This window comes from Paenibacillus dokdonensis, from assembly GCF_004916975.1.
Taxonomy (GTDB): Bacteria; Bacillota; Bacilli; order Paenibacillales; family Paenibacillaceae; genus Paenibacillus_AQ; species Paenibacillus_AQ dokdonensis.
This window is the reverse complement of sequence record NZ_STGQ01000003.1, coordinates 82,964-96,930: the sequence shown is the minus strand read 5'-3', so window position 1 is coordinate 96,930 and position 13,967 is coordinate 82,964. Positions and strand designations below refer to the sequence as shown.

Sequence of the window (13,967 nt, the reverse complement as noted above, 5' to 3'; positions counted from 1 at the left end):
ATAAAATGTCTGTCCTTTAACGAAGACTACAGGGGATAACTTGTCACAAGAAGAGGGATGCTGTCATGGAAAGGATAATGTCTGCGCTTTCCTTCACTTGTGTAACGCTGTAAGCCCAGCCATTAATTGAAGCTCATATCTGCCCCTTATGCTTCCCATACTATATAGCAGGGGGGTGAGCGAAAGTGGCGTTCACGTATAAAAAGACGAAAGGCAACAAGTATGCCCACCAAACTGAATTTGCCGAGGAAGTCCTGAGCAAGAACGACAGAAATATGGCTGTTCCGCAAAGCCCAAGACGTTTTGGCAATAAATAAGTAACCCCTGCAGTGAAAAACCTCCGAAAGCCGGAGGTTTTCATTACATATAATGGAAGAGATTTATTTTTTAACCTAAGCATATTCGCGCAAAACCTGAATGCCTTTAACAATATTGTAAATAAAAGTTCCGAAATAAATGATTACGAAGAGGAGAATATAGCCGAGAACCGAACCTGGGTGGTTGGCTCCAAACGTTAATATAAGCAGCGGAACTGCGGCGATGAAAGGCAGTATATGCGAGATCAGCGCACGTTTCGAATGCATGGCAACATATGGGTCTCTGGATGCGATCCAGACAATGATGGGGAATATAAACGGTGCGAAAAATATGCTGAAATAGGATAAGGCCGATAATAATTGACGCATGGCGCAAGCTCCTTTACATTAGTGTTGGTGTTATCATATTACCCTGAGCATCTCCCGATGATTCATTATTTAAAATTTCCCTTTGAATTTTACGAAAAATGAGTTATAATAATAAACGCATCACTTTTCATACATACTAAGTCCCAGTAGCTCAGCTGGATAGAGCAACGGCCTTCTAAGCCGTCGGTCGGGGGTTCGAATCCCTCCTGGGACGTACAGAAAGCCACTCTTCGGAGTGGCTTTCTGCTTTATGGAGGGATTAGAACCCATCAGGGTTCGTCGAAGCATAAGCTTCGATAGCATCCGCATCGCAGTCAGCCCGAAAGGGCTGTATCCCTCCTGGGTTGGAGTGGCTTTTTGCTTTATGGAGGGATAAACTGAATTACAATAAATGGTGAAGGTGTAGTTAATTCCAAATAATCCGGAGATACCCTATGAAAAAAAAATCGCCCTGCTTATGACGGCTTGTGCAGCTGCTATACTCATAATCGCAAGTCTCTGTAATGTACCTGCTCCTACCGCAAAACCAGCACGAAGTACTAATGATATTGAAAAAACTGAAACATCAGATATACCAAGCATATTAATCTTGAACGTTGAAGATAAAGATGTTGAAATACAGCTTAACAGCCTTCCAGAGCTTGCAGTCTACTTACAAGAACAAGAGGATAAAACTGGTGAGATCGCAAGATTACGTACATATCCGGTGAAGAAGACAAGTGAGGAAAATCTGTTTGTGGTCGGTTACGGCTGTGGGACTAAACTTTGCAGCGGTTTAGAGCTGGTCAAGGTGACAGATGGCAGAACAGAAGGGCTGCATATGCCAAGCGGGTTATTCATAAACAGCATTACGTCAGAAGACCAGAGCAGAGCAATTTTTCAGTTTGGGTCGAGTGAGGGTGGCATGGTAACGCGCAGTTATATTGCAGCAGTAGACCTGAGAACACTCTCGAAAATACCCTTCGAATCGTCAGAAATGGAGTCATTATACAGCGAGCATCCGCTTGTTCCTATAACAGAAGTCCTTTGGACCGGAAGCAAGACCATCAAGCTGAAGGTAGCCGATGTAGCTGCTACCGATTTTTCATCCTTGGAGCAATGGTATGCATCTGATTCGCAAAAGGTAAAAGAAGTGTTGATTGAGCTGAGCGACAGGTAAGAAACTACTGAGCAGTTAGCACAGCGATTGGAACAACGGTCCGTTCACGAAGCGTCCACTCCAAGTGCTTACGTCCATCCTACTCAAAAAACGGGGGCGTCCCAAGCAGCCATTTCATAGCTTAGGGGACATCCCCTTTTGCATGTGAATCTTTAACTTCAAAGCAGCGGGGCAGGCGAATCATTCCCTAAAAAGCGTTAGAGTCTTAAGTCCTCCTACAATAGCGGCAAAATCTCCGCCCATACTGCATCCAGAATCCCCTGTATATCGTCTTCATAACTATTGATAGCAACTACTGCATCTTTACCTGGGATGACCACACAGAGCTGTCCGTGCGCTCCATCGGCGCGGTAAGCCTCATGCGTGCACATCCAGAACTGGCAGCCGTAGCCTTGGCTCCAATCCGGGCTTCCCTGATTAGCGATTTGCTTGCGGGTCACAAAGTCAATCCAGTCCGCGGGCACAAGCTGCTTGCCTTCCCATTGCCCTTTTTGCAATAGCATCTGGCCGAAACGGCTTAGCTCTTCATTGCTGATTTCAAGCCCCGCACATCCAAGCGTAACACCAAGAGGAGAAGTCTCCCAGTTCACATCCCGAATACCAAGCGGCTCGAACAAGCGCGGAGTCAAATAGTCTTTCACGGTTTCGCCGACTGCAGCTTGCACTAAAGCAGAAATAACAAAGGTATCCCCACTGCTATAAGTAAAGATATCTCCTGGAGCTCTGTCCAGCGGAAGTGACATATAATATTTAACCCAATCTTTCTCTTGGAGTGAGGCTCTTTCTTCAGCCCACAACGGAGGAGAATCATGACCGGAGGACATCCGCAGCAGATTGTATAGCGTAAGTCCACCCGGACTAACGTCCGGATCGTCTGTCAAGCTCATCTGGGCATATTGCGGAAAATACTCTTGAAGCTTTGTTTTGAGCGAGAGTTTCCCTTCTGCAATTGCCAGCCCCACAGCCATGCAGGTAAAGGATTTGCTGACTGAATGCTGAAGCCGCCGCTCATCGCTGCTTAGATCCCACTTAGCGACAGAAGTTCCCTTTTGAAGTACACGCGCAGAAAGAACATTTAATCCTTGCTGGGTAACGCGGTTAACAAATCCATCGAGTGATATGAGCATAGATATGGCCTTCTTTCTATTGAATAGAAACGTTTCCATGATATTCTTATAAACTAGAATCTATTACAAATCGAATTGCATGTCAATTCGATAATGTCTAACGCTTACAATTTGCAGTAATAACAAAAAAAGGGTTAATTATTACCGAAAAGTGAACAATCCCTTATCCATTATTAGGTTTTTCGAAATGCTAGTTGACATGACTTGTCATGAGGATTATGATGTTATCGAAACGATTCGAATGAATCGCTTACAATTAAATAATAAATACAATGTTTGTTATTCGATTCATGAATGTATGGGCTTTAAAGCCATATATCACAGGCTGTAAGGCAGGATTTAGGCGGAGCGGGATCTTTTTTTGAAAAAGAGAGAAACGTTTCGTTTCAACGCCGCGTCTGGATGGTATATAAATACCGATGAGGGCTCTGGAACTGTCTGGAAATTGTCTTAAATGAAAGGGGTTACATATGGCGCATATAACGATAGACACAGGATCGCCTACTTTAAGAATGACAACCAGTATCCATGTGATCTCCCCTGTTGATACCGGTGTACCGACAAACGGCACACTTTTTCTGCTGCACGGTGCAGGTGACAATGCGAGTACATGGCACCGCTTGACGACGGTTGAGCTATACGCCGCCAAGTACGGCTGCACTGTTATCATGCCGGAAGTGAACCGAAGCTATTACACGGATATGGAATATGGTCTCGATTATTTTTACTACGTGACACAAGAGCTTCCGGAAATTTGCGGGCGTCTGTTCCGTTTGAATGATGATCCCCAAAAGACTTTTGTCGCGGGCTTGTCCATGGGTGGTTACGGCGCAATGAAAGCTGCACTTACTTACCCGGACCGATATGCCAAAGTCGTATCGCTATCCGGAGTTACCGATATCCAGCAGCGTCTTCGAGATCCGGATATGGAGCCGGGGATGGCTAAGGAAATGCAGGCGGTATTCGGAACAGAGCTGACCATCAAGCCGGATCAGGATTTGTACGCGCTTGCTGCGAAACTCATCGAAGAGGGCGGGGAACTGCCTCCGGTGCTTTGCTGCTGTGGAACAGAAGATCCATTTATCGGGATGAATCGTGAGTTCGCAGCTTATATGCAGAAAACGCCGTTCGACTTCAAGTATGTGGAAGGCCCTGGAACGCATGATTGGCTTTTCTGGGAAGAGCATTTGAAGACGGCATTTGACTTCTTGTTTAACGAAAAGAATTAAGTAAAGTGAGGCGATGCACATTGAAACCCGCAGCCTTAGGGCCTGACAAAAGTTTAAAAGGGCGTTCGAAATCCAATCCCTGGTTCAAGGAGATCTGGAAGCACCGTATGACGTACACGCTGCTCGTTCCAGGACTGATCTGGCTGATCCTGTTTGCTTACCTGCCGATGGGCGGTCTGTCCTTGGCATTCAAGCATTACAGAGCCAATGATGGAATTTGGGGCAGTCCCTGGGTGGGATTTGAAAACTTCAAATATGTTTTCCGGGATCCAACCTTTGCACAAGCCGTGTGGAGAACCCTATACGTCAATATTATCAAACTCGTCATTACGTTCCCGTTCCCGATTATTCTAGCCTTAATGCTGAATGAGCTGCGGATGGGGCGCACGAAAAAATGGTTCCAAACGGTGTTTACATTCCCGCAGTTTTTGTCCTGGATCATCGTTTCCGGGATTGTCATCAACGTTCTTTCTTATGATGGACTGCTGAACAGCACGCTGTCGCTGATTGGACTGCCGACCATTAACTTTTTGGGCTCGGAAAAAATGTTTCTCCCGATGCTGATTATGACGGATATCTGGAAATCGACGGGATGGGGCGCCATCATCTTCTTGGCCGCCATTTCAGGAATCGACCAGGATCAATATGAATCGGCGCAGATTGACGGCGCTTCGCGTATGCAGCAAATTTTCAAGGTTACACTGCCTAACATTCTTCCTACCGTAACCGTGATGTTCATTCTGAACGTGGGCGGTCTGATGTCCGCCGGCTTCGACCAGATCTTTAACTTGGCGAATGCGGCAACGCAGAATGTATCTCAAGTGCTGGATGTGTACATTTACCGGATTACGTTTCAATCTTCGACGGACTTTTCGTTCTCGACGGCTGTCAGCTTGTTCCGATCGCTCGTGAATATGGTACTGCTGCTGGCTGCTGACCGGATAGCCAAATTGATGGGTGGAGACGGTTTATTCCGATAGGAAGGGAGTGTTAATAGATGAGTACCGCAGCTGTAAAAAAACAGCGTAAATACCGCATAGGTAAAATGACTGTCCTGGATTATATCCTGATGGTTGTGCTGATTATTTTATCCTTAATGATTCTGATTCCGTTCTGGAACGTTATTATGATTTCATTTTCCTCGCAAAAGGAATACGCAGATAATCCAATGATGCTGTTTCCGAAACATCCGACACTCGATGCATACAAAGCACTGTTTCAGGATGGAAGGATTCTTACAGGTTTTTGGAATACGATCAAGGTTCTGGTCGTTGGATTGCCGCTCAGCTTGTTCCTGACCAGTACGATGGCTTATGGTCTTAGCCGCAACAAATTTCCGGGCAAAAAGCTCATCTTTTTCCTGGTATTGTTCACGATGATATTCAACGGCGGTATCGTACCGCTTTACCTGGTTATGAAGTCGCTGCATTTGACCGGCTCATTGTGGTCCGTCATCCTTGTAGGCAGCTTCAGTGCCTTTAATATGATTCTGATGATGAATTACTTCCAGGGTCTGCCGGAATCGCTAATGGAATCCGCAAGACTGGACGGGGCTGGAGAGTGGAAAATTCTATTCTCCATCGTTCTCCCGCTGGCTGCACCGATTATGGCTACAATAACGCTGTTCTACGGCGTGGCGTTCTGGAATGGTTGGTATGATGCCATGATATTCCTCCGAAAGGCGGAAATGCTGCCGCTGCAAAACGTGCTGAGGACGATCATTGTCGAATCATCAACCAACGTTTCTAACGCATCGAGTGTGGATGCAATCGGCAAGACAGGCTTCTCTACGGGAATGAAAATGGCTTCGGTCTTCGTTTCGATGATACCGATCATGTGTTTCTTCCCAATGCTGCAAAAGCACTTCGCTAAAGGGGTGTTAACAGGGGCAATCAAGACCTGATTCACGATATAAAATGAGCTAAAGGTTTAACTTGCTTCTCCTTGATTACATGATTATTCAGGAGAAGTGCTTCCTTCTTTCTTTAGTTCAATTTATGTAATAGATTTTTACCGAAAAATCTTATCAACATGGGGGTAAAACATGAAAACGAACAGAAAGATGCCTTTAAAACCGCTCTTGGCTATTGCAATGTCATTAGTTTTGATGACGGCAACTGCATGTTCCAAGCAGGACGCATCCGGTGGCAATGAGAAAGACGCAGACGGGAAATACAAGGACAAACTCAAAATTTCCGTCGCACAAACGACCGAGCTGAAGGACGGTCAAATGAACAATGAGTTCCACAAGTTCTGGATGGACAAATTCAACGTCGAATGGGACTACAACTATATCCAGTGGGATTCCTGGGCAGAGAAGCTTCGCCTGTGGATCAACTCCGGCGATCTGCCGGACGTGGCGAGCTGGAATTACGTGCATGGCGATTTCATGAACTACGTGGACCAAGGACTCTTGTATAAATTCCCGGATGACTGGAAGGAACGCTGGCCGAACATTGCCGCAGCCTACAAGCTGACCGGTCTTGGCGACAAGCTGGAAGAACTGACGGGCGGCACTTATATCTTGCCAAAACCGGTGTATTACCAGAACAAACCTGCAGATCCGCTGGTCAACCAAATCGGCGTTATCGCACTGCGCAAAGACTGGGCGAAAGCGGTTGGATTTGAGCTCAAGGATGAATACACCACAAGCGAATTGATGAAATACGCTGAGCTGATCAAAGAAAAAGACCCTGGTAAGCTCGGTTCGAAGCTCATTCCGATCTCATACAACGCGGATGATGCTCTGACAAATATCGTCATGGCTAATAGTGAGCACTCTCGCGTGGAATCCGCATTCTACAAAGGTGAGGATGGCAAATTTCACTGGGGTCCTGCAGATCCTGAGACCCTTACCGGTCTGAAATTGATGCAAAAAGCTTATAAAGAAGGTCTCTTGAATCCTGAATTCTATACATGGAAAAACAATGAAAGCGGCGACAACTTCAAAGTTAAAGGCGTAGCTGGAATCACCAGTCTTGGCGGTCTGGCATCGTACAGACAAGACATGGATAAAGCGATGAAGAAGAATCTGGATGTAAACAGCGACGACCTCGTTCATACAGCTATTGTTGTAGGCGACGACGGTAAATACCGCAACCTGGAGCAGCCGAACTTCTGGTCTTCTCTGATTTTCTCGCCGAATATCAGCAAAGAGAAATTCGAACGGATCATGGATCTGATCGACTACTCGACTAGCAAAGAGGGACAATTGCTGCTGAATATGGGCTTTGAAGGCAAAGATTGGAAATACGATGATGCAAAAGAGCTTGTAAGTCTGCTGCCGGAAGGAACATCTCTGGAAGATAAATATCCAGCGCGTTTTGAAGGACTTTACGTCCTCGGAGACGACTTCAGTATCGTTAACCCGGCCATTAAGAAAGAATACCGTGATACTGCAGTGAAGCATTTCCAAGATAAAGCGAAGCTTGGAAGTGAAGGCGGCAAACTTGCTGAGTATGATTGGGATGTCCAATTGTACGATTCCAAAGCCAAAAGCCAGGCATCATTCGAATACCAAAATGAGTATGCCAACCTGATTCTGCAAAGCGGAGATCTGGAAACAAATTGGAAGAAATGGGTACAAAGCAAACAATCGCTTGTTCAACCGGCACTGGATGAATTGAACAATCAGAAAAAGTAGGAATACCGCTTCAAAATGAGTTGGTCTGAGGCTTCTGCCCGACAGTCCGAGTCTATGGAACCCGGTGTGCAGAATGGTTTATTGCAACCGGGTTCTTCTCTTCCAGGGTGGTTCAAGGTTGCCTCTCTTAGGGGATGCATCTCCTGAACCATAAAGGAAGGGAATCTGAATGCTCTTCTGAATGAGGAATTTGCACAAACTATGAAAGCAGGAGACCTTCTGCCTTTCCCGCACTACATTGGACATCGGGGTTTGTGCAAGCTCCTGAGAAAGGAGAAAGAATCTGATAGACCGCCTGGTGCAGCTCTATGATTCTATATAATGAAGGTTTTTTTCGGCATATGAGCCGCTTAACTGCAACTTAAAAGAAGCAACCGGTTCAATTAATTTTAAGCAGGTAGTGGAGGGGAACTGTATGGATATTCAGCAATTACAAGGCCTTGTAAAACAAATGACACTTGAAGAAAAGATTGCCCAATTGCTGCAGCTTACCGCCCATTTTCATGAAGGCACGGACAACGAAGGACAAGTGACGGGCCCGATGGAAGAAATGGGAATTACCGAATCGATGGTAACAGCCAGCGGTTCCGTGCTCGGTCTTTCGGGTGCGCAGGCCATTATAGATGTACAAAATTCATATCTAAGCAATAGCCGTCTAGGCATTCCGCTCCTGTTCATGGCGGATGTAGTGCATGGATTCAAGACCATTTTTCCAATTCCGCTGGCGATTGGTTGCTCCTGGGATACGGAACTGGCTGAGAAAAGCGCAGAAATTGCCGCAAGAGAATCTGCCGTATCCGGTATTCATGTAACATTCGCACCGATGGTGGATCTGGTTCGTGATCCGCGCTGGGGAAGAGTCATGGAAACAACAGGAGAAGATCCATATCTGAACAGCCTGTTTGCACGGGCATTCGTCCGCGGCTACCAGGGAGATCATCTGAAGGAGGAACCTGATCGTCTTGCTGCTTGCGTGAAGCATTTTGCGGCGTATGGTGCTCCGGAAGGCGGACGCGATTACAATACAGTTAATATGTCTGAACGGAATTTGCGCGAATATTATTTGCCGGCCTATAAAGCAGCGCTCGAGGAAGGCTGTGAAATGGTCATGACATCCTTTAATACAGTCGACGGTATTCCGGCTACAGGCAATGAAAAGCTCATGCGCGGAATTCTGCGTGACGAGTGGGGATTTGATGGGGTGCTCATATCTGACTGGGCTTCGATTCGTGAAATGGTCGCGCATGGAGCGGCTGAAGATGATTGCGAAGCAGCTTACCGGGCTATCCGTGCGGGTGTGGATATCGAAATGATGACGCCTTGTTATGTTCAGCATCTACCGAAGCTGATTGAGAACGGCCGGGTGGATGAAGCGCTGATTGACGAAGCTGTACTGCGTATTCTGCGTTTGAAGGAAAAACTCGGACTCTTCGAAAATCCGCTGCGTGCAGCAGACCCTGAAAGAGAACGCGAGGTTATTTTCTGCGCTGAGCATCGAAACGTTTCTTATGAACTTGCAGCCAAGTCCAGCGTTCTGCTTAAAAACAATGGCCTCCTGCCGCTTCAAACCGATGCAAACGTGGCTTTAATCGGTCCTTTTGCTCAAAGCGATGACATTCTGGGCTGGTGGTCCTGCGTCGGAGCGAAGGAAGATGCAGTTCAGCTTGGCAAATCGCTGAAAGAGCGTCTGTCCGGAGGAAAGCTCAGCATTGCCGAAGGTTCTGGCATCGACAGCATTACACAGCAACAGATTGAAGCAGCACTGGAAACAGCGCGAAACGCTGATATTATTGTGTTGGCATTAGGTGAAGATTCAGCAATGAGCGGTGAGGGGGGCTCTCGAACGAACATCCGTCTCCCAGAGGCGCAGCTTGAGCTCGTGAAACAGTTGAAAACACTGGGCAAGCCGCTGGCAGCTGTTATTTTTAACGGCCGTCCACTCGACCTGAATGGTATTTTCGAAGAGGCGGACGCAGTACTGGAAGCGTGGTTCCCGGGCAGTGAGGGCGGGGCTGCAGTCGCAGATATTCTGATTGGCCATGTGAATCCTTCCGCTCGTTTGACCATGTCCTTCCCGCAATCGATAGGCCAGGTTCCAGTTTACTACAACCATTTCAACACAGGCCGTCCGCTGGATCCTCAGAAAACGGAGGAACGCTACGTTTCCAAATATATAGACAGTCCGAATGATCCTCTGCTTCCGTTTGGATTCGGGCTTTCATATACGAGCTTCGATTACAGTGATTTGACGATATCGAGCCAGGAAATGAAGGCCGGAGATCCGCTGACGGTTCAAGTCAAGGTGACGAACACAGGGGACAGAGCGGGAGTGGAGACCGTGCAGTTGTATATCCGTGATATCGCGGGTGAAGTTGTACGTGCGATGCGCGAGCTTAAAGGTTTTGAGAAGCTGGCACTAGCGCCGGGAGAAAGCAGCACTGCGACCTTTACATTAACAGAAGAACAGCTCCGGTACCATCACTCTGATCTCAGCTTTAGCAGTGATCCGGGAACATTCCAGGTATTTGTCGGACCTAATAGCCGCGACAGCTTGGAGCAATCTTTTAAATTGATCTGAGTTTAGTTATGGAAATTCATCGAATACAGATTCCGGAATGGCTCCTTTTCTTGCCGGAGTCATCACATACTGTAAATAAAGAATAGCTGCCTTGAAAAACAGCCGTCTTCTGCCGGCTTGTTTAACAGGATAGGAGGAATAAACATACATGACAGCCACCATGACGAATTCTAAGCTTAACATTCAAGCGGGTGATCTGTGCTTTACATTTTGGAAAAGCGGAGATTTGTATCAGGCCGTTAGCGGCCGGACGATGATCAATCAACTGATGACAAGCCCTCTTGAAGGGTCTTTGAATAACTTATACCTGCGTATTCATAACGAATCGGGCATCTCCTTTTACCCGCTGCTTGGACTCCATTCCCGAAGTACGGTTAGCACCGGGGGGAACCGGATGGTATGGGAAGGGACTGCTGAAGGTGTTCAATACCGTGTGACCTTTGCCTTATCAGCTCAGGGTGTATGGTTCTGGGATGTTGTTACTCAGGGTGAAAATGTGAAGATCGACATCATTTACGGGCAGGATATCGGCAATGCGGATGTCGGAGCTGTGCGCAGCAATGAGGCGTACTTATCCCAGTATATCGATCATTCTGTTTTCGAGGATGAGGATCATGGCTATGTGGTTTGTTCGAGACAGAATCAGCCGCAAGGCGGGACGTTTCCTTATATACAGCAAGGTTCTCTGACTCGAACGGCAGGTTATTCAACCGATGGTTTTCAATTTTTCGGACTGTCTTACAAAGAAACGAATATACCGTCATGCCTGAGTCAAACTGGGCTTGCCAATGAAATTTACCAATATGAATTTGCCTACACGGCGCTCCAGTCAGAGCTGGTTTCGCTGAATGGTGAAGCCCGCTTTGTATTCTATGGCCTTGTGAAAGCAGACCACGCTTCTGCAGTGACGGAACTGGAATTCAAGGATGAAGTGCAGCAAGCCTGGGATGCCTATCAGGCTGAAGATATGAAACAACCCATGCAAAAGCTATCTCCGATTAGTCTCAAAAAAGTTATAGGTGAGCCACTGCAGACGCTTTCCATGACGGAAGAAGAAGTGAATTCGCGTTTCCCGAGCGATACAAGACATCAGGAAGAGCGTGAAGACGGGCAATTGATCGCTTTCTTTACGGATTCCTACGAGCATATCGTTTTGAAGGAAAAGGAAATGCTCGTTGAGCGTCCACATGGACATATCCTGATGAGCGGAAACAATGTGCAGCTGGGGGCCAAGGTAGTTACCACCACTTCATATATGTATGGTATTTTCAACTCGCATCTTGTTGTGGGTAACACGAATTTCAATAAAATGATGAGTAATGCCCGCAGTGCCCTTAACATTCCCAAGATCGCAGGACAGCGGATTTACGTGGAATTGGATGGTCAATACCAGCTGCTCACGATGCCATCCTTGTTTGAAATCGGCTTTAACTATGTGCGCTGGTATTACAAAACGAGTGACGACATGCTGATCATTACAAACTTTACGACTGTGGATACGCCAGAGGTTCGTCTGAATGTGCGTTCCGAAAGTGGCAAAGCCTACCGCTTCCTGGTGACCAACCAGGTCACGATGGAAGTGAATGAATATGAGAAGCCGGTTCGCATGACGAATGATAACGGCATGCTTACTTTCTACGGCGGGCAGGATGAAATCCGCATGGAAGCCTATCCGGATCTGCAATACCGGATGTGGGTTGAGGGTGCAGGCGTTGAAATCGGTGATGAAACCGTGCTTGCTGATGGGGTCCAAGCCGGCTGCGGGTCCCTGGTGACCATGAAGATCGATTCTACCCGGGAATGGACACTTACGGTTCAAGGATTGCTTGATGGAGAGGAACTTCCGTCGTCTACCAAGAATATAGAAGAAGAGATTGTAAAATATCATGATTTTTATAAGCAGGTTATGAACGGATTCCATCTTACCGGCGCAGATGGATCAGAAGAAGATGATTTATTTAAAGTTAATGCGCTGGCCTGGTGGTATACGCATAATATGCTTGTCCATTATTCGGTTCCGCATGGTCTTGAACAGTATGGCGGAGCGGCTTGGGGAACCCGGGATGTATGCCAGGGTCCTACCGAATATTTCATGGCAACGCAAAAATTCGAACAAGTCCGCGATATTCTGCTTACAGTCTATACCCATCAGTATGAAGATGATGGAAACTGGCCGCAGTGGTTTATGTTTGACCGTTACGCCCCTGTCCAGCAGGAAGAAAGCCATGGAGATATTATCGTATGGCCGCTAAAGGTGCTTAGTGATTATTTGACGGCCACACAGGATTACAGTATTTTGAAGGAAAAGGTTTCCTATACCATGAAGGGGAGCTTCCAGTTTACGGATCTAACCTATACGGTCTTGGAGCATGTGAATAAGGAAATCGGTTATATTCGGAGTCATTTCCTGCATGACACTTACTTGTCTTCTTACGGAGATGGAGATTGGGATGATACACTCCAGCCTGCGAACGCCCAGCTCAAGAAGTATATGGTCAGCAGCTGGACGGTTGCATTGACGTACCAGACATTAACCCAGCTTGCAGCAGCATTGCTTCCTGAAGAGCCGGCGCTTGCGGCAGAGCTTCAGGAAATGGCTTCCGGAATCAAACACGATTATAACCAGTACATGCTGCAGACAGAAGTCATTCCTGGTTTCCTTTACATGGAAGATCCGGATTCAACCAAACTGATGCTGCATCCGACAGATACCGAAACCGGTATTCAGTACCGTTTGCTCCCGATGACACGGAGTATGATCGCAGAGCTTCTGGATCCGGAGCGTGCAAAGGCGCATTATGATCTGATCAAGGAAAAGATGTTCTTCCCTGATGGCGTACGCTTGATGAACCGTCCTGCCCAATATGCAGGTGGAGTCAGTACGCATTTCAAACGGGCGGAGCAGGCTGCAAACTTCGGACGTGAAGTAGGGCTTCAATATGTGCATGCCCACATCCGGTTTGTGGAAGCCATGGCGAAGCTGGGACATGCTGATGATGTATGGAACGGGCTAAACGTTATTAACCCGGTAGGTATTCGTGATGTGGTTCCGAATGCTGAAATTCGTCAAAGCAATTCTTACTTCAGCAGCTCTGACGGCAAGTTTAATACACGTTATGATGCTCAGACGAATTTTGATGAGCTTCGCAGCGGCAAGGTTCCGGTAAAGGGCGGCTGGAGAATCTATTCCAGCGGACCGGGGATCTACATGAATCAGCTGATTTCTAACGCACTTGGAATACGGCAGGACCATGAAGGGCTAGTGGTAGACCCTGTGCTGCCTGCTTCCTTGGATGGTATGCATTTTGATTTCCAATATGACGGAGTGAACGTAACCTTTATCTATCATATGACCGGCGCTCCTGTCAGCAAGGTCGTCTTGAATGGAAAGTCACTGAATACCGAGAGAATATCCAACCCTTACCGTGAGGGCGGAGCACGCATTTCAAGAGCAGCCTTTGAAGCAGCGATGAACGATGAACATAATGTAATTGACATTTTTATGTAATTTTAAGGCGATCTTTAGGGATCGCCATTTTCCATAG

10 protein-coding genes and 1 tRNA gene are annotated in these 13,967 nt (G+C 47.0%); 9 read left to right on the top strand and 2 right to left on the bottom strand.

Going from position 1 to position 13,967, the window contains the following annotated elements:
- Positions 1-185: 185 nt before the first annotated feature.
- Entirely contained in the window at positions 186-317 is a 132-nt protein-coding gene (locus E6W40_RS30305; RefSeq protein ID WP_272915022.1) for a hypothetical protein, read from the top strand.
- Between the two features lie 75 nt (positions 318-392).
- Here the strand turns inward: E6W40_RS30305 and E6W40_RS24845 are convergent, their stop codons facing one another.
- Positions 393-686 carry a magnetosome magnetite crystal formation protein family gene (locus tag E6W40_RS24845; RefSeq protein WP_136608317.1) on the bottom strand — a complete coding sequence of 98 codons (294 nt, stop codon included), beginning with the start codon at positions 684-686 and terminating at the stop codon, positions 393-395.
- A 140-nt stretch (positions 687-826) separates the two neighbouring features.
- Between E6W40_RS24845 and E6W40_RS24840 the strand changes: the two genes are divergently transcribed.
- Positions 827-900, top strand: a tRNA-Arg gene (locus E6W40_RS24840).
- A 375-nt stretch (positions 901-1,275) separates the two neighbouring features.
- Positions 1,276-1,845 carry a hypothetical protein gene (locus tag E6W40_RS24835; protein WP_136608316.1) on the top strand — a complete coding sequence of 190 codons (570 nt, stop codon included), beginning with the start codon at positions 1,276-1,278 and terminating at the stop codon, positions 1,843-1,845.
- 215 nt (positions 1,846-2,060) lie between these two features.
- Here the strand turns inward: E6W40_RS24835 and E6W40_RS24830 are convergent, their stop codons facing one another.
- A complete protein-coding gene (locus E6W40_RS24830) occupies positions 2,061-2,972 on the bottom strand; it encodes a serine hydrolase domain-containing protein (RefSeq protein WP_136608315.1) in 912 nt (303 codons plus the stop codon).
- A 470-nt stretch (positions 2,973-3,442) separates the two neighbouring features.
- On the opposite strand from E6W40_RS24830, the gene E6W40_RS24825 reads away from it, so the two are divergent.
- The 6 genes from E6W40_RS24825 to E6W40_RS24800 all read left to right on the top strand — a co-directional run bounded on the left by E6W40_RS24825 (position 3,443) and on the right by E6W40_RS24800 (position 13,930).
- Positions 3,443-4,201, top strand: coding sequence for an alpha/beta hydrolase (locus E6W40_RS24825; RefSeq protein WP_136608314.1), 759 nt, complete (start codon positions 3,443-3,445; stop codon positions 4,199-4,201).
- 20 nt (positions 4,202-4,221) lie between these two features.
- Positions 4,222-5,181 carry an ABC transporter permease subunit gene (locus E6W40_RS24820; RefSeq protein WP_136608313.1) on the top strand — a complete coding sequence of 320 codons (960 nt, stop codon included), beginning with the start codon at positions 4,222-4,224 and terminating at the stop codon, positions 5,179-5,181.
- 17 nt (positions 5,182-5,198) lie between these two features.
- Entirely contained in the window at positions 5,199-6,104 is a 906-nt protein-coding gene (locus E6W40_RS24815; protein WP_136608312.1) for a carbohydrate ABC transporter permease, read from the top strand.
- Between the two features lie 141 nt (positions 6,105-6,245).
- Positions 6,246-7,844, top strand: a complete 1,599-nt coding sequence (locus E6W40_RS24810; RefSeq protein ID WP_136608311.1) for a type 2 periplasmic-binding domain-containing protein — start codon at positions 6,246-6,248, stop codon at positions 7,842-7,844.
- A 415-nt stretch (positions 7,845-8,259) separates the two neighbouring features.
- The gene (gene bglX / locus E6W40_RS24805) at positions 8,260-10,422 is read left to right on the top strand and encodes a beta-glucosidase BglX (protein ID WP_136608310.1); all 2,163 of its coding nucleotides are present in this window, start codon (positions 8,260-8,262) and stop codon (positions 10,420-10,422) included.
- A 148-nt stretch (positions 10,423-10,570) separates the two neighbouring features.
- A complete protein-coding gene (locus E6W40_RS24800; protein WP_136608309.1) occupies positions 10,571-13,930 on the top strand; it encodes a GH36-type glycosyl hydrolase domain-containing protein in 3,360 nt (1,119 codons plus the stop codon).
- Positions 13,931-13,967: the final 37 nt, after the last annotated feature.

Excerpts from the sequence above, each read along its gene's own strand:
- E6W40_RS24845 (WP_136608317.1), bottom strand. The coding sequence starts at position 686 with ATGCGTCAATTATTATCGGCCTTATCCTATTTCAGCATATTTTTCGCA.
- E6W40_RS24810 (WP_136608311.1), top strand. The coding sequence starts at position 6,246 with ATGAAAACGAACAGAAAGATGCCTTTAAAACCGCTCTTGGCTATTGCA.
- E6W40_RS24815 (WP_136608312.1), top strand. The coding sequence starts at position 5,199 with ATGAGTACCGCAGCTGTAAAAAAACAGCGTAAATACCGCATAGGTAAA.
- E6W40_RS24800 (WP_136608309.1), top strand. The coding sequence starts at position 10,571 with ATGACAGCCACCATGACGAATTCTAAGCTTAACATTCAAGCGGGTGAT.
- bglX (WP_136608310.1), top strand. The coding sequence starts at position 8,260 with ATGGATATTCAGCAATTACAAGGCCTTGTAAAACAAATGACACTTGAA.
- E6W40_RS24825 (WP_136608314.1), top strand. The coding sequence starts at position 3,443 with ATGGCGCATATAACGATAGACACAGGATCGCCTACTTTAAGAATGACA.
- E6W40_RS24830 (WP_136608315.1), bottom strand. The coding sequence starts at position 2,972 with ATGCTCATATCACTCGATGGATTTGTTAACCGCGTTACCCAGCAAGGA.